The following is a 23,992-nucleotide window of genomic DNA, read 5'->3' as shown; positions in this document are numbered from 1 at the left end:
CACTCTCTCCTTTCAAGCTGGTACCCAGCTGAAGATCCCTCTATATAGATTAAATCTATGAATGTTAATAGAATTCATTGAAATTATTAATTTTGCTCTTACCTTCCGCTGACACTGCTCTTAAATTGAACAATTACACTGTAAACAGTCATGACAGATAAGAAATAACAGGGAGTAAGCAATGGATCTGAATATACAAGGAGTTAGCAAGACATTCGGTGAGACCACTGCACTGCATCAGACGGATCTCGTCGTACGCCATCGTCGGTTCACTACGTTACTTGGTCCTTCCGGCTGTGGCAAAACAACGCTACTGCGGATGATAGCTGGTCTGGAACGTCCTGATACAGGACGGATAACCATGGGTGACCAGACGCTGTTCTCAGCTACGGAGCGCAAGGATGTGCCCGTGCACAAGCGTCAGTTCGGCATGGTGTTCCAGGATTTCGCCCTCTGGCCGCATATGACGGTGTATGACAATGTAGCCTATGGACTTATGGCAGGCAAACGTCACAAAGATGTACGTAGCACGGTGATGGAGGCATTGGCATCTGTACGGCTTCAGGGTATGGAGCAGCGCTATCCTCACGAGCTCTCGGGTGGCCAGCAGCAGCGGGTCGCATTTGCGCGGGCGGTGGCGATTCGTCCCAGACTGGTGTTGTTCGATGAGCCGTTAAGCGCGCTGGACGCTGTATTGCGTGAGGAAATGCGGGTGGAAATGATGTCATTGGTACATGATCTCGGACTGACGGCGCTCTATGTCACGCATGATCAGATGGAGGCCATGTCCATGTCGAATGAGATTGTGGTGATGAACAGCGGGCAGATTCTGCAATCAGGAGCCCCGGAGGACATTTACAATCGTCCTTCGAATGCGCTGGTAGCTCGGTTCATTGGCAAATCCAACTGGTTGATCGAGAACGAGATCATGTTCCGGCCAGAGCACATTTTATGGGAGTCAGATCCCCAGTCTTCTGCTAAGCAGTTAGAGCGTTATCGTGTGAACATACGACATGTCAGTTATTTAGGAGACCGATACGAGATTGGACTCACTACAGATACAGGGCAGCACTGGCTGGCCTACCATCACACAAGGTTATCTGTTGGTGAGCAGCGCGATGTCTTTGTATCCAAAGAACATATTCACTATATGAAGCAATCATGAATTAGGGGGAGATGGAGAGATGAAGAGCAAGATGAAATGGACACGTGGGCCTATGCTGAGCAGTCTGGCCTTGATGATTGGGTTGGCAGTGACAGGCTGTGGAGCGGCGGGCCCTGCGGCGACGACAGGGACATCTGGAGCTGAAGCAGGAGCAGCACCAGTATCAGCAGAGAAGAAGCTGGTCGTGTACAGTGCCGGACCAGAGGGGCTGGCCAAAAATCTGATTGCAGGCTATGAGCAGGCAAGTGGTGTTAAGGTGGAGATGTTCCAAGGTACGACTGGCAAGATTCTGGCCAGAATGGAAGCAGAGAAATCCAATCCAGTCGCAGATGTCGTCATTCTGGCATCCTTGCCATCCGCACAGGGACTCAAGGCTGACGGCTTGACCATGGCTTATCCAGAAGCTGCGAACGCAGACAAGCTGAACCCGGACTGGTCCGATGCTGAGGGTCATTACTTCAGCACCAGCGCATCTGCACTTGGCATTGCGTACAACACGAATGAGGTCAAGATCCCACCGACATCTTGGGCAGATCTCAGCAAGCCCGAGTTCAAGGATCAGGTGAACATTCCCGATCCATCGCTGTCAGGGTCTGCATTGGACTTCATGACGGGCTATCTGAGCGTGAAGGGCGAGGAAGGCTGGACGTTGTTCGACGACTACAAGGCTAACGGAGTTGCGCTCGCTGGAGCGAACCAGGAGGCGCTTGATCCGGTTATTACTGGTGCAAAGGGCGTAGTTGCGTCTGCGGTAGATTATATGACTTATAAGGCCAAGGATAAGGGCGAGCCAATCGACATTATTTACCCGAAGGAAGGCACTGTAATCAGCCCACGACCAGCGATGATTATGAAATCCAGCCAGCACGTGGATGAAGCCAAGGCATTCATTGACTACCTGCTCTCGGATGAAGCACAGAAGCTGGTGGGAGATGCTTATCTGCTACCAGGGCGTACGGATATTCACGCTGAGAATCGTGCCAATCTCGATGAGATTCCGGTGCTTGCAGTGGACTGGAACTGGATGTCTGAGCACGGTGCTGACGTAACTGATCGCTTCCTGAAGCTATTCAAGTAATACGGGAGTATACATGACGAGTCGTTATATACGGGCGTGTAGCATAGCATTGGCGCTGCTCGTCCTTACTTTTCTAATTATTGTTCCGCTGGGTATGATCTTCGTTCAGAGTGTGTATCCCGAGGGAGAGCTGGATATATCATCTCCATTCTGCGTTATGCTGGAATCGGAGCTGTCTGGTGTGTTACTGGACTCAATTTGGCTAGGTGTATGCGTAATTGCGGGAACGACGGTGCTGGCGCTGCCCTTGGCATGGATGATGTCGAGTACCAGCTTGGGCAGGTACCGCTTCCTGGATGTTATTTTCCTCATTCCGTTCATGACGCCACCTTATATTGGGTCCATGGGCTGGATTCTGTTCATGCAAAAGAATGGTTATCTGGAGCAGCTCGTACCATCTGCCTCGAGGATCACTCCTGCATTCTTCAGCTTTGGGGGTATGGTGATGATCATGAGTCTACACTTGTTCCCCTTCCTGTATTTGCTGCTGAGAGGGGCGCTGATTCAGATCGGAGGAAGTCTGGACGAGGCAGGAGCCGTTCATGGTGGGGGCTTCCTGTACCGCTTCCGCAGAATCATAGTCCCCCTGCTGCTGTCTGCCTTCGGCATGGGCGCGATGCTGATCTTCGTGAAGACCATCGCAGAGTTCGGCACCCCTGCTACCTTCGGAAGAAGGATCGGGTATGAGGTGATGACGTCAGAGATTCACAAGTACATCTCTAGTTGGCCTATTCATTTTGGTAAAGCAACGTCGCTGGCTTCCGTCCTGCTGGCCGTATGCTTGGTCGTATGGTACATGCAATCTCTCATCAGCCGTAAATACTCCTATCGACTGGTAGGTGGCAAGGGAGCGAGAGGTACCTCATATCGTCTAAAAGGCTGGGCACTGTGGCTCTGTTACGTGTATGTACTGCTGCTGCTGTTGTTCTCTATAGGCGTACCTTACTTCTCCATTATTGCGGCATCTACAATGAAGCTGAGAGGCGTGGGATTGGCCTGGGATAACTTTACGCTGGATTATTATGTGCAATTGCTGACATGGGGTTCTGAGAGCATGAATGCTCTGGTTAGCAGCACGCTGTTGTCGCTCGCCGCATCTACGGTAGCCGTCATCTTAGGTACCTGGTTCGCTCTCATTATTGGGCGCTCTGCGACGAGAGTTGCACGGGTGACGGATTTGTTCAGTCTACTGCCTAACACGGTCCCTGGTATTGTCATTGTCGTGGGTCTAATTCTGCTGTGGAACTCACCATGGATGCCGATCCGACTGTACAACACATATGGAATGGTAATATTGACGTATGTAGTGCTGTTCGTTCCTTATACAGTTCAATACGTCAAGGCAGGACTGAATCAGCTTGATCCTTCTCTATTTCAGGCAGGCGCGGTATTTGGAGGGGCACCCTTCTATATTTTCCGGCGGATTATGTTGCCTCTGATATTACCGGGGATGCTGGCAGGCTGGATGATGACGTTCACCATTGCCTCACGTGAGCTGGTAGCTTCATTGCTGATCCTGCCGCCTTCTGTTCAGACTTCTGCCACTTATATCTTCGCGCAGTTCGAGCAGGGACAGGTATCCCTTGGTATGGCGATGGCTGTCGTCACAGTGGGTCTTACTACAGCGATATTGATATTAATCGAGAATGTAAGCTCGACAAGAAAGTGGAATGCACGATGATTAGTGTGACAATCTGGGGAGGAGCAGGGGAGCATGGACGTTCCTGCTACCTGATCACAGGCGAAGAGCATAAGATCCTGCTGGATTGTGGTGTAAAGAAGGTTGGCACCGGCGAATATCCGTTGCTGTCCAATGAACGGGTGCCTGAGCTGACCGCAGTATTCCTGTCCCACGCCCATGAGGACCACTCCATGGCATTGCCCTTGCTTTACAAGCTGGGCTATCGAGGAGAAGTATGGACGACGCGCGCGACAGCAGAACAGCTTGACTCCTATTTCCGTTCATGGTCTACCTTCGTTCATGCAAGACAAGGTGAGCTCCCCTACGAAGAGGAGCATATTCAAGCAATTACTTATCGTTACATTGAAGAGACTGTATCTGCAGGACAATGGCATAGGCACACTGAAGGAGTATCGTTCAGATGGGGCCGCACCGGTCATTTGGCTGGATCCGTATGGTATGACGTGGTCATGGAGGGCCGGCGAATCTTCTTCTCGGGAGATTACAATGCTGAATCTGAACTGATTGCAGCAGATCGACCAGAGGTCCAGGTAGCAGAGGAAGCTTCGCTATCTATTCAGCAGAATAAGGGCGGTTGTCCCGATATTTCGATCGTCGATGCAGCGTATGGCATGGATGTGGAGACACAGGAGGACAAGCAAAGCCAATTGCGTGCGGAACTGGTGGCGACCTTTCAGAATGGGGGGCATGTGCTAATGCCTGTTCCGGCCTTTGGAAGGGGACAGGATCTGCTAGTGTGGGTCGGTGAGCAATTTCCTGACATCCCTCTGATCGTTGAGAACAAGGTCTGGAATGGCTTGAGGCAGTTGCTACAGTGGAAGGATTGGCTGCGTCCAGAGGCCGAAGCAAGAATTGTGGCGGCAATGGATAGGAAGTTGCTACATATTCCGTCCAGTGATGCCGAGAGAGTACAATTGCTCGCCGCAGGTCCATCTGTCATTTTCACGGCGGATGGCACAATGGAGTCGGTGAGCTCTCAATGGTATTACCAGCAGTTAGCCACGGAATCCACGCATACAGTGCTGCTAACGGGTCATACCTACAAGGATACATTCGGAAATAGGTTGCTGAAGGGGGAGCTAGTCTCCGGGTTCAATGTGAAACGAATCACATACAAGGTGCATCAAGGACTGGAGGATGTCCGTGTCATGCTTCGCAGCATGCCAGCGCGCCAGACGTTGCTGGTGCATGCTCCTTGGGAGGAGACTAATCTTGTACGCGATGAATTGGAGGGCTCCGGGTTCAGTGGCATATACTCTCTAAAGCCAGGGATGACTTTGGGCTGCACCGAAGTACTGAGTGTCCCTATAGTGTCTACAGTATCTGAGTCAGGTCCAGCAAGGTAGCAGGGTAGATCGCAGAGTGGGGCTGAATGGCGACCACACAACACAGCGGGAGACCAGCCTTGGTGAGATAAACTAGTCAAATGGCTAGTTTAGGTCAACAAAGGTCTTAAGGGGTAGTCCAAGCCGAATAAACGGTCTGGCTCCCCTTTGTTGTGCTCTATCGTCGAAATAACCAGCCGATGCCTATTTCATATTGCGTAGCCTGATTGGCCGCCCAATCAATAGGGTCAGGACACGACCTCGCGAATGTCGCCGTCTACGCCATGCTGCAGCTCCAGTGACTTGAAGATTACCTGGCAGCCCTGCCCGATAGGAGACTGGGCTACAATGCCGATCTTAATGTCCTCTGGGCAATCCAGTCCGAAATAGCGAACGAGCTTCCAGCGTTGTCCATCCTTCGAGTAATGAAAGGCGAAGCTGTTGCCAGCTCTTGCAATGCTTAAGTAAGGTGTAGGGACACCGGTAGGGGCAGATACACAATCATCGGATGTGCCACGGGTCACGACACTGAGAATGGATGGCTCCTCCTCGAAGAATTCAAAGCATACCTTCGCCCAGTAATTCTCCTTCGCCATGATCATTAAGCAGCCAGAGTCATATTGCTCCTTCATATCGACACGGACCTGTGTGGTCAGTCGGAAGTCTCCGCTTACGTTGGTATAGAGAAAAGGCGCTGAATTCTTGGGTGCGGAACCGCCTGGGTCAAGGAAAAAATCACCGCCAGCAGGAGCCTCGATGACAAGATTTCCATCCTGAAATCCCCAGTCCTGAGGCTCATTAATCCATTTCAGATTCGAAGATAGCGCTTTCTCAAAACAGCCTTCAAACAGGTTCATTAGACTCGCTCCTTACCATCAATCATCATTATTCGAGGTGGAGATTGGGATAAATCGACAAAATATCACTGTTCTAGTGTGCCTGCTCATCCCATCTACTTACCTAAGATTCTATATTCGGCTGCGAGCTGCTGAATTCCTGTTAAAGGTCTGAGAACTCTTGAAATATCGCTAATCAGCCTATGAGATTCACATAAGACTGTGAGATTCACATCAGCCTGTGAGTTCGCAAGGGGAAGAGTGGGGCAGCCACTTCTCGTTCTGCCCTGCTCCTTATCTTGTTTCCGTTATGAAGTGTAGCGACAGCTTATTTCAAGCCTTCCTGAAGCAGACGATAGGCATCGATCTCTCCAAGTTTGCTGGTCCGACGCGTAGCCCCCTTGGGAGAGCGAATGGGAGAAGATGTCTTGCGCAGCAGCGCCTTGATCTCGGAAGGAGACAGGTCAGGCTTCTGGGCGAGCAACAAGGCAATGGCGCCGCTGACATGAGAGGTGGCCATAGACGTTCCACTCATCTCATGGTGTCGACCCTTGATCCAGGAGGATATGATTTTGTCTCCAGGGGCATATACGTCCACGTAAGGACCACGATTGCTGAAGGTGGCGACTCTTTTGAATCTGTCTGTAGCACCTACGGCTATGGTCTGTGGGTAACGTGCCGGATAATCAATGCTGCTGCGTTTGCCATCATTTCCAGAGGAGGCGACGATGGTAATCCCGCTTTGATGGGCTCGATTCACGACATCCAGCAGCGCTTTACTACGGGTCTTCATGCCGAAGCTCATATTAATGATATGAACCTGGTTGCGTACACACCAGTCAATGCCAAGGACAATATCTGATACATAAGCGGAGCCATTATGGTCAAAAGCTTTCACAGGATAGATGATGGTATGTGGGGCGACACCCATCAAGCCGGATTGGCCGTTGATGCTAGCAATGGTACCGGCAATATGAGTTCCATGACCGTTATCGTCGTAGGGCCATAAAGCACGGTTCAACAAATTAACCCCTCGTGCGAGTGCGTGCTGAAGATCCGGGTGCTGAAAATCCACACCAGTATCAATAATGCCGATCCGGACACGGGAGCCTGTTGAGATTGGCCAAATGCGGGGGGCACGAATTTGCTTGATCCCCCACGGAATGTCGCCCTCTGGCTCAATACGGATCTGCGGGGTACTACTCTTATGAATTCGAACACTGGAGTCACGTTCAATCACCAGTCTGTCCTGAAATCGCTCCAGACGTTCGCGGCAGGCGGCAGGAGCAATCAGGGCACGAATGGAATGGGCAGCCTGAATACGCCGAAGGCCAGAGAATCCGGATTTCATCTTCTGTAGGTGCGACAGACATTCCCGATATTGTCCAGGCCTGTTGAAGCGGATGATGTGCTTGTGACGTCCGCCATGGGCGGCGGAGCTCTGGATGGCTTCATGTAGCTGCTGCAAAAAAAACGAGTAATCCATACTCTGCGCTCCCCTCAGATGAGCTGTGCTGAGGTATTGTATGAAGGACATGGGGGAACGGCATGAGGAACTTGCCCCTTTTTTTACAGAATAGGCCTGCGCTCGTGTCAAATGTGCTGAACGGACATAGGATACATAGAGGGCTCAGGCCCTTAATGCACCAACTTTGAGGGCGCGTCCTTCAAAGCGGATACAGTCGAGAGGCGGGGGGAATTTCCTTCCGTCCTTTTTCCTTGATTGGACTTGGCCCTACATACTTGCATTTTGTGCCTAAATAGGTTTTACTTATGTGTGATAATGGATAGTGACTTGTGAATTATGCGTGAGAGGAAGTGTCCTTTAGTGAGTACGCCACTCAATTTGAAGATTGACCCTGAGAAGGTCCATGAAATTCCTATGGTGGATCTGGCGTTTATGGTGCTCAAAGCAGCCAATACGCCTTATTACTACCGTGACTTGATGAATGAGGTCGCCAAATTGCGCGGCTTGACCGAAGATGAGATTAATGATGTTATCGCTCAGCTATATACGGAAATCAACATCGATGGGCGGTTCGCTTGTGTCGGCACGAATCTGTGGGGACTGAAGCGCTGGTATCCTGTAGACAAATCCGAAGACGCCCTTACAGGCGCCAAGCGTCCACGTATCATCAATGATGAAGACGATGAGGACGATGACTATCAGGACGAGGAAGAGGAAAGCTACGACGCGGACGACGACTTCAGCAGTGATGATTCCGATGATGTGGATGATGACCTGTTCGATGGCGAAGACGACGACGATGATGCGGATGAAGAAGTTATCCTTGATGATGAAGATCTTGAGGATGAGGAAGAAGAAGAGGAAGACGAAGAGTCCGAAGAAGAAGGCGAGCCGGACGATCGTTAATTCGACTTGGAGAAGGGCGAGTATCTCTGCTTGATAGCAGGGGTGTCTGCCCTTTTTTTCCTGTTATAACGCCTTGGAGGTAGTCGTTTGAAGAGGCGGCAAACTTTTGTAAAATCTAGTCCCAACTTTCCTTGACACGACAATACACACAAGGTAAACTATTGCTTGGGCTTATGATTAGTATGTATATTAAATCATTCCGAGTGATAAAAAGTGCCCCGTACAGCGGGAGTGCTTTTTTTGTTTTTATAATGTCAGAAGTATAAGTTACGGAGCATCAGCTTCCTGATATTGCAAGGAAAACAACGATATATGTTTTTCTTATAGGGTGCTTGCACCTGTGGTAACCAGGGCGAGGCGGCAGGGTTGAAAGATCATTCTGCTGCCTTCTTTCATGGATGATGATCCGTGCTGGATGGATGACGATCTGGCGGGTTACGCTAACATCATAATGTCGCCTGAATTTTTGGACTATATTTAGGAGGGTATTAAACAGTGGCAAAGTATATTTTCGTGACGGGCGGGGTTGTATCATCTCTTGGTAAAGGTATTACTGCGGCTTCACTAGGAAGACTTCTCAAGAACAGGGGATTGAAGGTTACGATCCAGAAGTTCGATCCCTATTTGAATGTCGATCCCGGGACAATGAGTCCTTATCAGCATGGTGAAGTATTCGTTACGGATGATGGCGCAGAGACGGATCTGGATTTAGGCCACTATGAGCGTTTTATCGACATTAACTTGTCCAAGAATAGCAATGTAACCACTGGTAAAGTCTATTCCAGTGTCATCAGCAAGGAGCGTCGTGGTGAGTATCTGGGCGGTACAGTTCAGGTTATTCCTCACATCACGAACGAGATCAAGGAGCGCGTGTTCCGTGCTGGTCGTGAAGCAGGTTCCGATGTAGTCATCACTGAGATCGGTGGTACAGTGGGCGACATCGAGAGTCTTCCGTTCCTGGAAGCGATCCGTCAGATCAAGAGTGAGGTTGGACGTGAGAATGTGATGTACATTCATGTAACCCTCATTCCATACATCAAGGCTGCCGGTGAAGTGAAGACTAAGCCGACTCAGCATAGCGTAAAAGAACTGCGTAGCATCGGTATTCAACCGAACGTGATCGTGTGCCGCACCGAGCATGAGCTGTCGGCCGACATGAAGGCCAAGATTGCCCTGTTCTGTGATATTGACGCGAATGCTGTAGTGGAATGCCGCGATGCTTCTACTTTGTACGAAGTACCGCTTAATCTCCGTGAGGAAGGCCTTGACGAGATTGTCGTGAACCACCTCAAGCTGACCACGCCACCACCAGATATGAAGGATTGGGAGAGCCTGGTTGAACGGATTAGCAAGCTGGAGAAGACGGTTGAGATTGCCATTGTAGGTAAATATGTAGCTCTGCATGATGCGTACCTGAGTATCGTGGAATCTCTCTCGCATGCAGGCTTTGATGCCAATGCAGATGTGAAGATTCGCTGGGTCAATGCAGAGGAGATTACAGACGAGAATGTACAAGGACTTCTGGGCGGAGTTGCTGGTATTCTGGTACCAGGTGGCTTCGGTGATCGTGGTATCGAGGGCAAGATTAGTGCTATTCGCTATGCCCGTGTGAACCAGATTCCATTCTTCGGTATCTGCCTGGGTATGCAGGTATCCGTCATCGAGATTGCTCGTGCACTCGCAGGATTGGAAGGAGCGAACAGCTCGGAGATTAACCCTTCGACTGAATATCCAGTTATTGACCTGCTACCTGAGCAGAAGGACATTGAGGATCTGGGTGGCACTATGCGTCTAGGACTGTATCCTTGTAAGCTGGCAGAAGGCTCCTTGGCTATGGCCTGCTATGACGATGAGCTGGTGTATGAGAGACACCGTCACCGGTATGAGTTCAACAATGAGTATCGTGAAGTGATCGAGAAGACTGGTTTGAAGATCAGCGGTACTTCACCAGATGGACGTCTGGTAGAGATCGTCGAATATCCAGATCACCCTTGGTTCCTGGCTGTTCAGTTCCATCCGGAGTTCACCTCCCGTCCGAACCGTCCGCAGCCGCTGTTCCGTGAATTTGTCAAAGCAGCCCTGCAATTGCAAAACTAAGCTTGATCGATTATGGGCGTTGCACGGTAGGTGCATGTCTGGATCATTGGCATAAAATAAAAAATGATCTGTAGCAGTCCGGTTGGTTATAGCAGCGGGTATTGCTAACCTAAATAGCGCGTGTCGGTGAATTTCACCGATGCGCGCTATTTGTGTTCAGGGGCACGTATGATCATAATGCAGCAGGTGCATCTCTAGGCACAGACTCTAACTAGAATTCACCTTTCCAAATGGGGCGCAGGTTGGTGTAGCCCATATCCCGCAGCGTGTCCCATGCATTTTCAATAATGTGTGGTTGCCCCTTACACCAGAGCTCTGGCCGCTCCTTCTTCAGATAATCAATGATCTCGGCTATATGTCGGGGCTTGCCTAGATGAATGATCGTCTGTTCATTGTTTTTCTGTGCAGTAATGTCGTAAAAGCACCAGGAGGTGAAGGGGTCTTCGTCCGGTGGATCGGCTGCAAAGACGAGCGTGATTTTTATATTTTTGTCTACCTTGGGTGAGATATGTAGGACAAAGCGTGGTCCACCCGAATGCCAGTACACAAATGCGTGATTATCGACGGTAATATTTCTTAATGGGCTCTTCATTGTGTGCCCTCCCCTTGCGTTAATACACTGAACTTTACTTAACTACTCTGCTAAACACACTAATTTGGGATGCCTCGACAAGCCGACGTCGCCACATCAATTCGTTGCCCTTTCATAGGCATAGTGTATCTTATTTTAAGTTGCTTCTACAGTTTGGAGATACGATATTTTCCACAATTTTGTATCTGTGCAGGATTTCCCCGTACAATCTAGAATATCTTTGTATCAAACCTTATCTGATGCAATGGCATACTGCGCAACTTGAAGGGAAAGGCATCTGTTGTTGTTTTCATGACCTTGGGAGGTAAGAATGTGGAAAAGAAGAAAGTGTTGATTGTCGATGACCAGAACGGTATCCGTATTCTACTCATGGAAGTGTTCAGCAGTGAGGGATACGAGACATTCCAGGCTCCTAACGGCAAGATCGCTCTGGAGATTGTCGAGCAGGAGGTTCCTGATCTTGTGTTGCTGGACATGAAGATCCCGGGAATGGATGGACTGGAGATTCTCAAGCACATCAAAGCTATGAAGCCAGCCGTGAAGGTCATCATGATGACAGCTTATGGAGAATTAGACATGATCAAGGAAGCGACAGAGTTGGGTGCTCTGATGCATTTTACCAAACCGTTCGATATTGATGAGATGAGAGTTGCCGTTAATGGACATTTACAGCATAGTGGAATTAACCGTTAAAGCTGATTGTTGAGTCCTGCGCCCAGCAGGATTTCTTTGTCGTGTGCGTAGGCCAAGCCGCTGTAAGGCCCAGCTAGGAAGACGGCATATCATTGACGGCTTCTAACAACTGGAGTAATTCCTTCAACCCTTTAGAATAGGCCTTTCAGAATGATATAATATTCAAAGAAGGATTATTTATTTTCTGTGCTGGTGTGAGGAATTGTATAAATCGACAGGTAGCCCTTCAATCCTCAACATATAGATCGAAGTGATTCTATTCGTCTATACGTTGTGTTGATCAGGGCACTTCCTCCTGTCAATATTGCGAACCCCATAAACGTTGGGAATGAATTATGAAAAATACTTATGAAACAACGTGCAATATTCCCTTCAATGATTGTAAATGCTTGTTTAGTATTTGACATGGGATGTGGTATAATAACCCCGTATTGTAAGTCGGCTAAACAAATACAGACAAACGATAATCCTAGGAGGATGAACCATGCCATTAGTATCGATGACAGACATGTTGAACAAAGCGTTGAAAGGAAAATACGCAGTAGGTCAATACAACATTAATAACTTGGAGTGGACCCACGCAATCCTTGAAGCAGCTCAAGAAGAGAAATCCCCAGTAATTCTGGGTGTATCCGAAGGTGCAGCTCGTTACATGGGCGGATTCAATACCGTTGTAAAAATGGTTGAGGGTCTGATGGCTGACCTGAAAGTAACTGTTCCTGTAGCTATTCACTTGGACCACGGTTCTTCCGTTGAGAAATGTAAAGAAGCAATCGATGCTGGTTTCACTTCCGTAATGATCGATGACTCCCACAGCCCGATTGATACTAATATCGCGACGACGAAGCAAGTCGTTGAATATGCACATGCCAAAGGCGTATCCGTTGAAGCAGAAGTTGGTATGGTAGGCGGTCAGGAAGACGATGTTGTTGGTGACGTAATGTATGCGAAGCTGGACGATTGCGTACGTATCGTTAACGAGACAGGCATCGATACACTGGCTCCAGCTCTTGGCTCCGTTCACGGTCCTTACAAAGGCGAGCCTAACCTGGGCTTCAAAGAAATGGAAGAGATCTGTAACGCAGTAAGTCTTCCACTCGTACTTCACGGCGGAACTGGTATCCCAACTCATGACATCAAGAAAGCAATCTCTCTGGGAACTTCCAAAATCAACGTGAACACTGAGAACCAAATCTCCTTCTCCAAAGTTGTGCGCGAAGTATTGGCTGAGAAGCCTGAAGCTTATGATCCTCGTGTATTCCTGAAACCAGGCCGTGAAGCTATCAAACAAACAGTTATCGGCAAAATCCGCGAATTCGGATCCAACAACCAAGCTTAATCTAGCTTAGGCAACACTTTGAATGGCGAGTCTAATTGGACAAGTCTGCATGAATGTAAGCTTTAGCGGCTAAATGTAGCCAAATTTGAATAGAATGATATGGAGAGCACACCGCTTAGCCGGTGTCTTTCCATTTTCACCACTTTCACAGTACAAGCACCTCAGCATCATGTCTGCATCACCAGTTGCAAGTCACGTAGGAGGAACTTCTGGATTATGGAAAAATTGATGATCACCGGCGGACGTAAACTTCAGGGTATGGTATCCATCAGCGGAGCTAAGAATAGTGCGATCGCTTTGATTCCTGCCGCGATATTGGCGGAGTCGGAAGTAGTATTAGACAATCTGCCGCTCCTCAGTGATGTGGCGGTGTACGCAGAAATATTGGAGGAGCTCGGGGCCTCTGTAGCTTGGGAAGGCAGCCAGATGCGAATTGATCCTTCGGATATCAAGTCAATTCCTATGCCGAATGGTCCGGTGAAGAAGCTGCGTGCTTCTTATTATATGATGGGAGCTATGCTTGGACGCTTTAAGGAGGCTGTAATTGGCCTGCCTGGTGGCTGTAACTTTGAACCTAGACCGATAGATCAGCATATTAAAGGATTTGAGGCACTTGGTGCAACCGTGAAGAATGAGCATGGGGCGATTCATCTTTATGCGAAGGAATTACGAGGGGCCAAGATTTATCTGGATGTGAGCAGTGTAGGTGCTACCATTAATATTATGCTGGCGGCAGCGAGAGCCAAAGGCGCGACAACTATTGAAAATGCGGCCAAAGAGCCTGAAATTATAGACGTGGCAACACTATTGAACTCCATGGGAGCCAGCATTAAAGGAGCAGGAACCGAGACCATTCGGATTGAGGGTGTATCGGAGCTGCATGGCTGCCGACACTCTATTATTCCTGACCGGATACAGGCTGGAACCTACATGATTGCAGCCGCCGCCACCCGTGGCAATGTATTGATCGACAACGTAATCCCCAAGCACATGGAAGCTCTGACGGCCAAGATGCAGGAGATGGGTGTGGGTATTGAGGAGTATGATGAGAGCATTCGCGTCATTGGTGCTCCAGAATATGCTCATGTTGATGTGAAGGCTTTGATCTATCCAGGCTTTGCTACGGACCTTCAATCCCCAATGACCAGTCTGCTGACGCAGAGTCGCGGAGTCAGTGTATTGAGTGATTTTGTATATAGTAATCGCTTCAAGCATGTCCCGGAATTAGTTCGTATGGGAGCGAAGATTCGCGTGGAAGGTCGATCAGCAATCATTGAGGGCAGTCCGCTGAATGCAGCTAAGGTCAAGGCCTCTGATCTGCGAGCGGGTGCGGCACTTGTCATTGCTGGCCTAACTGTCGAAGAAGGTATAACCGAGGTTACGGGTGTAGAATACATCGACCGCGGCTATGATCATTTGGTATCGAATCTGCGTATGCTGGGTGCAGATGTGTGGCGTCAAACGGAGTAGTAGGGTTGCGTTGACACAGCTAACATCGAGTGTTATATTATCCGATATATTCCATAGGCGATCTTGCCTGGAAGTATCGATAGGCTAACCGCAAACAAGGTGATAGATATAGAGGCTGCGGATACATTTGATATCTGTATAGCCTCTGTAATATTATAAATTCTTAAAGAGGTGCATAACCGATCTATAATTGGGTAATTATAGTTTAATGGGATTTTTGTGCCTGTCTGATGGACTTATTAATTGAATAGGTGGTTATTATATGGATCTGCAAATTTCCAATTTGGAAGAAATGAAGCTGACCGATTTGTATAAACTGGCGAAACAGCACCAGATACCTTACTACGGTCAGATGAAGAAGAAGGAACTCATCTTCGCGATTCTGCGGGCGCAGGCCGAACAAAGCGGACTGATGTTCATGCAGGGAGTTCTGGAGATTCTTCCTGAAGGATACGGCTTCTTGAGGCCGATTAATTACCTCCCGAGTGCGGAGGATATTTACATCTCTGCATCACAGATTCGCAAGTTCGATCTTCGTACGGGTGATCTGGTATCAGGGAAATGTCGAGCACCTAAGGAAAACGAGCGTTACTTTGGATTGCTGCAAGTGAATGCAGTGAATGGTGAAAGCCCCGAACATGCTGCTGAACGGCTGCATTTTCCAGCACTGACTCCACTCTATCCACAGAAAAAGCTAGTCCTAGAAACATCCCCCAAAAATCTGTCTACTCGCATCATGGATATATTAGCTCCCGTCGGACTTGGACAGCGCGGACTGATTGTTGCACCCCCTAAAGCCGGTAAAACACTGCTTCTCAAGGAAATTGCCAACAGCATTTCTACCAACAACCCAGAAATTGAGTTATTTGTGCTGCTGATTGATGAGAGACCGGAAGAGGTTACGGACATGTCGCGCTCGGTAAAGGGTGAGGTTGTTGCGTCTACCTTTGATGAGCTGCCAGAAAATCATATTAAGGTTGCTGAACTGGTGTTGGAGCGTGCACTGCGTCTCGTAGAGGCCAAGAAGGATGTTGTAATCTTGCTGGATAGCATCACTAGACTTGCTCGTGCCTACAACCTGGTCATTCCTCCATCTGGCCGTACACTTAGTGGTGGTATTGATCCTGCTGCATTCCATCGTCCCAAGCGGTTCTTCGGTTCTGCGCGTAATGTGGAGGAAGGCGGTAGCCTGACGATCCTGGCAACGGCTCTGATTGATACAGGGTCACGGATGGATGATATTATCTATGAGGAGTTCAAAGGAACGGGGAATATGGAGCTCCATCTCGATCGCAAGCTGGCGGAACGGAGAATATTCCCGGCTATCGATATCCGTCGATCTGGTACGCGCCGTGAAGAGGTGCTGCTGAACAAGGAAGAGTTGGATACGATCTGGGCAATTCGCAAGAATATGAATGACAGTCATGATTTTGTAGAAGGCTTCCTGCGGAAGCTGCGTAATAGTGAGAATAATGCCGAATTCCTGGCGTCCTTCGACACCAGTTCGCTTGGCAATAATACAAGCAACTCTGGCACAGGAACCAGTGGCCAGCGTAGAACGTCTCGTTCCACGACAGCTTCTGTACCAGCCTCCACGAACTAACAATTCTCTGACTCCCACCGACGACGTTGCCTTTCTGGCATGAGTTATTACGGGTTGTTGGTGTGGCGGTCTGATTCCCTCAGTGACGTATTACAATCAACTTGAATCTACACTGGAAGGAACGAAAGGAGTTCCATTTATGTATTTGGTATACGCCGATGCTAACGGGAATGTATATGACCATGCTTCCTTGCATGGACTTGCCCGCAGCGCGGATATGATTGTCGAGATTATGGAAGAGGAGCTAATCCCTCTACCAGCGGGAGCTACTCTGGTTAGCCTTCCAAGCACCCGGCCAATAGGTATGGACCCGAGCACGGGTGAGATGGTTCCGTTGCCTGGCGATTTGCAAGCCGTAGGTGCCCTGCTACCGCAAGGCTTTACGCGGCTGTGTCTTCCGGGCTATGTGAAGACCGATAAGGATTATAAGTTACCTTTATTCGGATATGCCGCGGTGGTGTGGAAGGATGGTAATTTCTATGTAACTGCTGAACAGAGCGATAACCCGGATAAGTGGAACCCAGATCATTGTGACCGTACTCAGGTGAAAAGGGGAGTAGAGCGACTGGTCCAGCAATACCCGGACAATCGTCTATACGAGCATTTAACCAATTGTGCGCTTGGTTATGAATGCCTGACCTCGTCGAATACCTTCCTTGGTCGCTGGGAGGGTGGAGTCCCCGTCTCCTATTCCTGTAATGCTGGCTGCTTCGGATGTATATCGGAGCAACCGGAGGATAGCGGCTTCGTCTCTCCGCAGACCCGGATGAATTTCCGTCCCCGCGTGGAGGAGATTGTAGAGGTGATGCTGGAGCATCTGAAGACACCGGAATCGATTATCAGCTTCGGGCAAGGCTGTGAGGGAGAGCCATCCACTCAAGCCAAGCTCATTATCGAAGCGATTCGTGAGGTTCGATCCATCACAGATATGGGCTACATCAATATCAACACGAACGCAGGGCTGAACGATCATATCCGGGGCATCGTGGATGCAGGACTTGATCTGATGCGTGTGAGTACGATCAGTGCGCTGGACGGACATTATAATGCGTATTACAAGCCACGTGGTTATACACTGGAGAATGTCGAGAAGTCCCTGACCTACGCGGCCAAGCAAGGCGTCTACACCTCCATTAACTATTTGATCTTCCCGGGCGTAACCGATCGTGAGGAAGAGATTGAAGCGATGATTGAGTTCATTCGCAGAACAGACCTGAAGCTCATTCAAATGCGGAATCTGAATATTGATCCGGAGAGCTATCTGGAGCTGATTCCTCCAGCCCAAGGCGATGTGCTGGGAATGAAGCAGATGCTGGAGATCTACCGGGAAGAATTGCCGGATGTTGTAATTGGATCGTTCACACATGTTCCCCCAGAAGGCAGTGCACGCCTCAAGAAATCCATTCCCTTGCTCTAACAATTCCGGATGATTGAAGTATTTTTTAGTGCGCGTGAAAAAGGCGGGATGTGTCTATGTGGCTACAGCATGTTGTGCTGAGGTGGGATAAGTATACTAGGGGTGCCCCTTACTCGTCACTCAGGAACAGGTATCAGCGTGCATTCAAGCTTCCGGCAACGGCTCTTGAATTCCATCGGGATTATGGTATGCCTTGTCATACTATAAGTATATGGCAAGATCAGGAGGGTTTTCGCCAAAAGGAAAGTCTTACTATACTCAAGCCTGGTGCTGAAGAGTGGAACATCGGGTGTATAGATGTACTCCGTGAGGATGAATGGCTACATGTTGATTTTCGCTATGAAGCCTTCCTTGGCGCTCCTTACAGGTATGATTATTGGGGGAATTTGCTGCATGAGCGTGCTTTTTCCCTGAAGTCTGATGAGTACGGGCGAATCCAATATAATGGCCGAATTTCAACCCACGAGGATCCTTATTATGAGTTGAACATTATGAACATCTATAATGGGGAAAAGGTGGACAAGCACTGTTTTAGCAGCCACGAGCCTGATCAAGAGTATAGACAAATTGTGGATTTATACTAAGGTGTGTTTTGCGGTATTTTAAATACAATAAAGTATTTGCATATTAACATGGGTAGTGCTATAATTCGTTCATGTGTCTACATTACTCTGGGTGGACTAAGAAACTCAGGGCGGAAAGAGGTGAAACTCAATGCAACAAGCAATCCAACCGAAATACTTCAAGACAACTGTAACTTGCGCTTGCGGTAACACGTTCGAAACCGGCTCCGTAAAAGAAGCACTGCGCGTAGAAATTTGCTCCGCTTGCCATCCTTTCTTCACAGGTAAGCAAAAATTTGTTGACGCTGGTGGCCGTGTTGATAAATTCAAGAAGAAATACGGTATCTAATCTGAATGTTGCCTGATGGCATCATTTAGTAGCCATTCCCCCTGTCTTTGGCAGGGGGATTTTTGTGTGCCTATCCTTGATAAATGGATAGGACAAATCATGGCATAATTGCCACACACCTGTTGGTTGCAATTTGTACATGCTTGAGATATACTTATTTTCACCGTGCTAGATGGGGAGGTAGCGGTGCCCTGTAACTCGCAATCCGCTATAGCGAGGTTGAATTCCTGTTAGAGGTATTGCTGATGTGAGGCTGGTCCCTGCGCTTGGCGTTGACGGCTGGGTCCTCCGCAATGAGCACTTGTGAACCTGGTCAGGTCCGGAAGGAAGCAGCCATAAGCAAGAGCGCTCTTGTGCCGGAGGGTAGCCTAGCCTGAGCTGATGTTCAGGATTGCCGCTCGGGTCGCAATATCAATAACAGGTGCACGGCTTAATTTTATCCACCGGACTATTTTTTTCTGTAGCATCAATATTCTCTGGATGGGGATTTAATTAGGTTATACAAATTAGCGATCGACATCTTGCGCAGCAGCGCGAGATGTTTTTTTGTGTTCAGGATTATAGTATAATGAGTAACACGATGAAGGTCACCATAGTGAACTGAAAGAGGGTAACGCGAATTGGAACACATAGCGTTGTACCGTGCTTGGCGATCCCAGTCGTTCCAAGACATGGTAGGACAGCAGCATATTATCCAGACCCTGCAGAATGCTATTCGCGACGGGAGGACCTCTCACGCCTATCTGTTCAGTGGGCCGCGGGGCACAGGAAAGACCAGTGCAGCCAAGATTTTGGCCAAGGCAGTCAACTGTGAGCGTGGGCCGTCTGTAGAGCCTTGTAATGAATGCGAGACCTGTGTTCGAATTACGGCGGGGGCGGTCATGGATGTGCAGGAGATTGATGCTGCATCCAACCGCGGTGTAGAGGAGATTCGTGATCTGCGGGATAAGGTGAAATATGCACCGACCGAGGTAAGACGCAAAGTCTATATTATTGATGAAGTACACATGCTGACGACGGAAGCATTCAACGCATTACTCAAGACGCTGGAAGAGCCTCCGACGCATGTAATGTTTATATTAGCTACAACCGAGCCTCATCGCCTTCCGGCCACGATTATATCCAGATGTCAGCGCTTTGACTTCCGGCGAGTGCCATTTGAAGAACAGTCTCAGCATCTGGCGCGGATCTGTGAGCAAGAGAATATCTCTGCTGATCCAGACGCATTGCAGTATATTGCTCGTTTGTCTGATGGCGGGATGCGGGATGCGATCAGCCTGCTGGATCAGATTGCTTCATTCACAGATGGGACTATAACCTACCAGCAGGTGCTGGGTATGACGGGGGGAATCCCTGCTGAGCAATTCGGCAAGCTGGCACGTGCGCTTCATGCGGAAGATGTGGCCACTGTATTACAGATGATCGATGCCTTCATGCAAGAGGGTAAGAGCGCGGATAAGTGCATGGAAAATCTGCTCTACTATTTCCGCGATCTATTGATGGTCAAGATGGTGCCGGGTGCTGACCGTATGACGCAAAGGTTGCTGGAGCCTGAGCATTTCAGAGAGGTAGCCGACCTGTTCACTAGTGAACAGCTGTTCCAGATTATTGACACACTCAATCACTATCAGAACGGTATGAAGTATGCTTCACAGCCGCAGACACTCTTTGAGGTGGCTTTGCTCAAGTTGTGTAGCGTCCCTGCTTCGCCTGGTCAGGCGACTACGGCATCAGCCGAGGCGGCTGATCGTGGCGAGGTGACGGCATTGCGTAAGCAGCTGGCAGACCTGGAACGTAAGCTGGAAGGTGCCCTGCAAGCGGGGCTATCAGCTGGCAAGGGACAGGAACAAAGCTCTTCAGGGCGTGGGCCATCCAAGCCTCCAGCAGCACGGGTGTCGTCACCGGCGAAGCTCCCTTCCCAACTTAGTGAATTCGTTGCACAGAAGGGAAGCTCTGAATTTTCCGAGGCTACTCGAAAATGGAGTCAGATTTTACAGCGGGTCAAGGAAGAGAAGGTCACGGTCCATGCGTGGTTCATGGATGGCGAGCCAGTATCGGTGTATGATGATAGTGTACTGGTAGCCTTCAAGAACAATATTCACCGTGATACCACGGAGAAGGCAGCTAATCGTCAGGTCATCGAGCGAGTGCTTCAAGAGCAGCTGGGCAGACCTATGCGTCTGGTGACGATGATGCTGCGGGATTGGTCCTCCGCGATTGAGGGCTCAGCCACCAAGCAGGAGGAAGAATTCCGACTGGAGCCGGAGGATGCTGGTTCGGGAAAGTCGAAGGAGCCCTGGATTGATGAGGCCATGGAGTTATTTGGCGAGGATCTGATCGTCATTAAAGACTAGGGCTGTTAATAGTCTATCTAGTAAACCAATTAAGGAGATGAATAACATGAACAATATGAACCAGATGATGAAGCAAGTGAAGAAGATGCAGGAGCAGATGCTGAAGGCACAGGAAGAGCTTGGAGGCAAGACTGTAGAAGGAACATCCGGTGGTGGTGTAGTAACTGTCGAGGTGAATGGTCACAAGAAGGTTCTGTCCATTGCGATCAAGCCAGAGGCTGTTGATCCGGATGATGTTGAAATGTTGCAGGATCTGGTCCTGACTGCTGTGAACGACGCGCTTACGAAGGCGGATGAGCTTGCTAATAATGATATGGGTAAATTCACAGGCGGCATGAAGATCCCGGGCCTGTTCTAATCTAATCTTTATATACGAAGGAGCAACAGACCATTGTACTATCCGGAACCGATAGCCAAGCTGATTGATGCTTTTACACGCCTGCCGGGCATTGGTCCCAAGACGGCTGCGCGTCTTGCCTTTCATGTACTGAACATGAAGGAAGATGATGTGATTGATTTTGCCAAAGCTCTGGTCAGTGTAAAGCGCAATCTCCATTATTGCTCGGTCTGCTGCAACATCACTGATACCGATCCCTGCCGGATTTGCCAGGATAAGACTCGAGATGCCTCGGTTATTTGTGTAGTCCAGGATTCCAAGGATTTGGTAGCGATGGAGCGCACCAAGGAGTTCAACGGGTATTATCATGTGCTGCAGGGGGCCATCTCTCCTATGGAGGGTGTGGGACCGGAGGATATTCGTCTGAAGGAGCTGCTGACTCGTCTGAGTGATGAGCGAGTGGAGGAGTTAATTCTCGCTACGAATCCGAACATCGAGGGAGAAGCGACGGCTATGTATATTTCCAAGCTGGTCAGACCTTTCGAAATGACGGTTACCCGGATTGCCCATGGATTACCTGTGGGTGGAGATCTTGAATATGCAGACGAAGTTACGTTGTCCAAGGCATTGGAAGGTCGACGTCAGTTGAACTGAGCGAAATATAATTGTCATCCAACTTTATAGCCAAGCCCAGGATTTGGGCAAGCCTAAAAGCCGCTATTGCGGCTTTTTTTGTCATAGGATGGCATTGTTTGAAGTGGAAAGGAATCAAGATGATCATAGGGCGGTGATTATATGTACGAGCGTATTCACATCATGGAGTATGGAGGCTGTGATCAATCACAGATATCGAAGCTTATATTACATATCCAGCAGGAGGAATACCGGATTCCCATCACGATAGAGGATCAGCCGGATTTATTGGCTATCGAACAGTATTATCAACGAGGCAACGGGAACTTCTGGGTAGCTAAGGACGGAGACCGGATCATAGGTACGATAGCTCTATTAGATATTGGACGACAGCAAAGTGCTTTACGGAAAATGTTCGTACACCATGAGTACAGAGGTACAGAGTGGAAGGTGGCCTATCGCTTGCTACAGGAGGCTATTCGTTGGGCTGGGAGTAGGCAGGTTAGCGATATTTATCTGGGTACAACGCCGCAGTTTGTAGCTGCTCATCGCTTTTATGAGAAGAACAGCTTTATTGAGATCACAGTAGACCAACTACCAGGTAACTTCCCGGTAATGCGGGTGGATAAAAAGTTCTATCACTATCATATTTCGCCTGTACAGCCTTAGACTACCTGAAGGATTATCCCAGGGATATGTCTGTCTTCTGGTAATGCAGGTGGTTTCTTTCTGAGGATTGTCTCTTAGATTAGTTCGATCCGGAGGCAGAACGTTGTAGAGTTGTTAGGTTGTCGCTATGGAATATTGTGCATTTGTCATCTGGAGCAATGTAGTTCTTGACTTGTTCAGAGGAGTTCTTCGCCTTCCGTACTGTTAGCAGAATGCGGTTCTAAGTTTGTCCCCTTTTCGATATGAATGAATAGAGGGCAGTCGAAAGACTGTGATGCGAATGGTAGGGAGGCGCGCGATGATGACTATCTGGTATAGCAAGAAGCTGCGCAATCAGCTCCGCAAGGAACGAATCAGATCGGAGCTTTACGCAGAGATTATCGAGGGTGTCCGCCTTGCTCATGCGGACTGGCTTAGAGCACAAAGAATGTTTGAGGAAGCCGTGGGTAAGGATCAGGTGGACTATGCTATTTTTCTGCTGGAGGCAGCAGAGTTGAATTATCAGATTCAGCTAAAGCGAGCAAAGCAAGCGAATGTACATCGTCCTGATTATGACAACGATGGTGAAGAGAGTGGAGGGGCCGAGAGGGCCGCTACAGGGGAGGTGCTGTAGGGTGAGGAGTGTTCTGTGGATACTGCTGTCATTCTCTTCACTTATGCTTGTATATATTCTTATCAAGAAGAGCATGGGGTTCAGATGGTTGGGTGTATTCGTAACTCATATGGCGCTTGCAGCAGTTGCAATCTATGTAGTGAACTACTCAGGTTGGATCACACATGCATACATTCCCGTAAATCCAGTAACAATTGGGACCGTCGCTACTTTAGGTCTTCCGGGGGTTGGGTTGCTGCTGGGAATCAAGCTGGCTCTTTTTACTTGATGGCGGTCATGCGTATGGTGGGGAGGAAGCGCATTGCGATCATGTCCTCCACCCTGCGGGCTCTATATGGATATTCGAAATGAGATCTGTAGGCTTATGGGGGAGTTATGTGGAGGGAGTAAGCTGTGGAACTATGCTGTGGAACTATGCCAAAATCATAGGTCTAGACCATGTGTGGGGGCTTCTGGGGAGAAGCTCTTTTTTGTTGAAATATAGCGTATGGAGAAAAAAATGAAAAAAGGTGTTGACCTATTTGTGAAGTGTATGCTATATTATAAAAGTCGCCGCTGAGATGCGGTGGTAACGCAAGAAAAGAAACGAATAAATGAAGTTGATCTTTGAAAACTGAACAACGAGTGAGCGAATTTCACGCAAGTGGGATTCAAACAATGAGATATGAATCTCGTCAGATTCAAAATGAGCTATCGCTCTTTTCAATAACTTTATTGGAGAGTTTGATCCTGGCTCAGGACGAACGCTGGCGGCGTGCCTAATACATGCAAGTCGAGCGGACT

At 48.9% G+C, this 23,992-nt stretch carries 22 protein-coding genes, 1 rRNA gene and 1 other RNA gene; 21 read left to right on the top strand and 3 right to left on the bottom strand.

Annotated features, from left to right (window positions below; genetic code table 11):
• The first annotated feature begins 181 nt into the window (after positions 1-181).
• Genes D328_RS0126620 through D328_RS0126605 form a run of 4 tightly spaced genes read left to right on the top strand, consistent with a single transcriptional unit; the run spans position 182 to position 5,291 of the window.
• Positions 182-1,165: an ABC transporter ATP-binding protein gene (locus tag D328_RS0126620; protein WP_018888096.1), complete on the top strand. Its 984-nt coding sequence runs from the start codon at positions 182-184 to the stop codon at positions 1,163-1,165.
• A gap of 19 nt (positions 1,166-1,184) precedes the next feature.
• Complete coding sequence (locus D328_RS0126615) at positions 1,185-2,243, top strand: ABC transporter substrate-binding protein (protein ID WP_018888095.1); 1,059 nt, start codon at positions 1,185-1,187, stop codon at positions 2,241-2,243.
• Between the two features lie 13 nt (positions 2,244-2,256).
• Complete coding sequence (locus tag D328_RS0126610) at positions 2,257-3,924, top strand: ABC transporter permease (protein WP_018888094.1); 1,668 nt, start codon at positions 2,257-2,259, stop codon at positions 3,922-3,924.
• Positions 3,921-5,291 (top strand): MBL fold metallo-hydrolase, encoded by a 1,371-nt coding sequence (locus D328_RS0126605; RefSeq protein WP_018888093.1) that lies wholly within the window; start codon positions 3,921-3,923, stop codon positions 5,289-5,291. The genes D328_RS0126610 and D328_RS0126605 overlap by 4 nt, the downstream gene beginning before the upstream one ends.
• A 227-nt stretch (positions 5,292-5,518) precedes the next feature.
• On the opposite strand, the gene D328_RS0126600 is transcribed toward D328_RS0126605, so the two are convergent.
• Entirely contained in the window at positions 5,519-6,127 is a 609-nt protein-coding gene (locus D328_RS0126600; RefSeq protein ID WP_018888092.1) for a DUF1349 domain-containing protein, read from the bottom strand.
• Positions 6,128-6,434: 307 nt separating this feature from the next.
• Positions 6,435-7,592 (bottom strand): S8 family peptidase, encoded by a 1,158-nt coding sequence (locus D328_RS0126595; protein WP_018888091.1) that lies wholly within the window; start codon positions 7,590-7,592, stop codon positions 6,435-6,437.
• Between the two features lie 342 nt (positions 7,593-7,934).
• Here D328_RS0126595 and rpoE point away from each other — a divergent pair, with 342 nt between their 5' ends.
• Positions 7,935-8,480 carry a DNA-directed RNA polymerase subunit delta gene (gene rpoE / locus D328_RS0126590; RefSeq protein ID WP_018888090.1) on the top strand — a complete coding sequence of 182 codons (546 nt, stop codon included), beginning with the start codon at positions 7,935-7,937 and terminating at the stop codon, positions 8,478-8,480.
• Positions 8,481-8,975: 495 nt separating this feature from the next.
• On the top strand, positions 8,976-10,577 hold the full coding sequence (locus D328_RS0126585; RefSeq protein ID WP_018888089.1) for a CTP synthase: 1,602 nt from the start codon (positions 8,976-8,978) through the stop codon (positions 10,575-10,577).
• Between the two features lie 211 nt (positions 10,578-10,788).
• Here D328_RS0126585 and D328_RS0126580 read toward each other — a convergent pair whose 3' ends face one another.
• Positions 10,789-11,169 carry a hypothetical protein gene (locus D328_RS0126580; RefSeq protein WP_018888088.1) on the bottom strand — a complete coding sequence of 127 codons (381 nt, stop codon included), beginning with the start codon at positions 11,167-11,169 and terminating at the stop codon, positions 10,789-10,791.
• A 312-nt stretch (positions 11,170-11,481) separates the two neighbouring features.
• Between D328_RS0126580 and D328_RS0126575 the strand changes: the two genes are divergently transcribed.
• The 15 genes from D328_RS0126575 to D328_RS0126510 form a co-directional block, all read left to right on the top strand.
• A complete protein-coding gene (locus tag D328_RS0126575; protein ID WP_018888087.1) occupies positions 11,482-11,862 on the top strand; it encodes a response regulator in 381 nt (126 codons plus the stop codon).
• 484 nt (positions 11,863-12,346) lie between these two features.
• Positions 12,347-13,201, top strand: coding sequence for a class II fructose-1,6-bisphosphate aldolase (fba, locus tag D328_RS0126570; RefSeq protein WP_018888086.1), 855 nt, complete (start codon positions 12,347-12,349; stop codon positions 13,199-13,201).
• 216 nt (positions 13,202-13,417) lie between these two features.
• A complete protein-coding gene (locus D328_RS0126565; RefSeq protein WP_018888085.1) occupies positions 13,418-14,671 on the top strand; it encodes a UDP-N-acetylglucosamine 1-carboxyvinyltransferase in 1,254 nt (417 codons plus the stop codon).
• Between the two features lie 262 nt (positions 14,672-14,933).
• Positions 14,934-16,274 (top strand): transcription termination factor Rho, encoded by a 1,341-nt coding sequence (gene rho / locus D328_RS0126560; RefSeq protein ID WP_018888084.1) that lies wholly within the window; start codon positions 14,934-14,936, stop codon positions 16,272-16,274.
• Between the two features lie 139 nt (positions 16,275-16,413).
• Positions 16,414-17,691 carry a radical SAM protein gene (locus tag D328_RS0126555; protein WP_018888083.1) on the top strand — a complete coding sequence of 426 codons (1,278 nt, stop codon included), beginning with the start codon at positions 16,414-16,416 and terminating at the stop codon, positions 17,689-17,691.
• A 56-nt stretch (positions 17,692-17,747) separates the two neighbouring features.
• Positions 17,748-18,275 carry a hypothetical protein gene (locus D328_RS0126550; RefSeq protein ID WP_018888082.1) on the top strand — a complete coding sequence of 176 codons (528 nt, stop codon included), beginning with the start codon at positions 17,748-17,750 and terminating at the stop codon, positions 18,273-18,275.
• A 130-nt stretch (positions 18,276-18,405) separates the two neighbouring features.
• Positions 18,406-18,603: a 50S ribosomal protein L31 gene (rpmE, locus tag D328_RS0126545; protein WP_018888081.1), complete on the top strand. Its 198-nt coding sequence runs from the start codon at positions 18,406-18,408 to the stop codon at positions 18,601-18,603.
• 163 nt (positions 18,604-18,766) lie between these two features.
• Positions 18,767-19,032, top strand: an RNA gene (ffs, locus tag D328_RS30895) — signal recognition particle sRNA large type.
• Between the two features lie 191 nt (positions 19,033-19,223).
• A complete protein-coding gene (gene dnaX / locus D328_RS0126540; RefSeq protein ID WP_018888080.1) occupies positions 19,224-20,957 on the top strand; it encodes a DNA polymerase III subunit gamma/tau in 1,734 nt (577 codons plus the stop codon).
• Positions 20,958-21,003: 46 nt separating this feature from the next.
• Positions 21,004-21,315, top strand: coding sequence for a YbaB/EbfC family nucleoid-associated protein (locus D328_RS0126535; RefSeq protein ID WP_018888079.1), 312 nt, complete (start codon positions 21,004-21,006; stop codon positions 21,313-21,315).
• Positions 21,316-21,348: 33 nt separating this feature from the next.
• Positions 21,349-21,948 carry a recombination mediator RecR gene (recR, locus tag D328_RS0126530; protein WP_018888078.1) on the top strand — a complete coding sequence of 200 codons (600 nt, stop codon included), beginning with the start codon at positions 21,349-21,351 and terminating at the stop codon, positions 21,946-21,948.
• 141 nt (positions 21,949-22,089) lie between these two features.
• A complete protein-coding gene (locus D328_RS0126525) occupies positions 22,090-22,596 on the top strand; it encodes a GNAT family N-acetyltransferase (RefSeq protein ID WP_018888077.1) in 507 nt (168 codons plus the stop codon).
• Between the two features lie 298 nt (positions 22,597-22,894).
• Entirely contained in the window at positions 22,895-23,209 is a 315-nt protein-coding gene (locus D328_RS29855) for a hypothetical protein (protein ID WP_018888076.1), read from the top strand.
• A gap of 1 nt (position 23,210) precedes the next feature.
• A complete protein-coding gene (locus D328_RS0126515; RefSeq protein ID WP_018888075.1) occupies positions 23,211-23,477 on the top strand; it encodes a pro-sigmaK processing inhibitor BofA family protein in 267 nt (88 codons plus the stop codon).
• A 443-nt stretch (positions 23,478-23,920) separates the two neighbouring features.
• Positions 23,921-23,992: ribosomal RNA gene (locus D328_RS0126510) — 16S ribosomal RNA — on the top strand; the annotation flags it as partial.

It is taken from the genome of Paenibacillus massiliensis 2301065 = DSM 16942, from assembly GCF_000377505.1.
GTDB classification, from domain to species: Bacteria; Bacillota; Bacilli; order Paenibacillales; family Paenibacillaceae; genus Paenibacillus; species Paenibacillus massiliensis.
The sequence above is the reverse complement of the archived record's forward strand: the minus strand, read 5'-3'. Positions and strand labels throughout refer to the sequence as shown.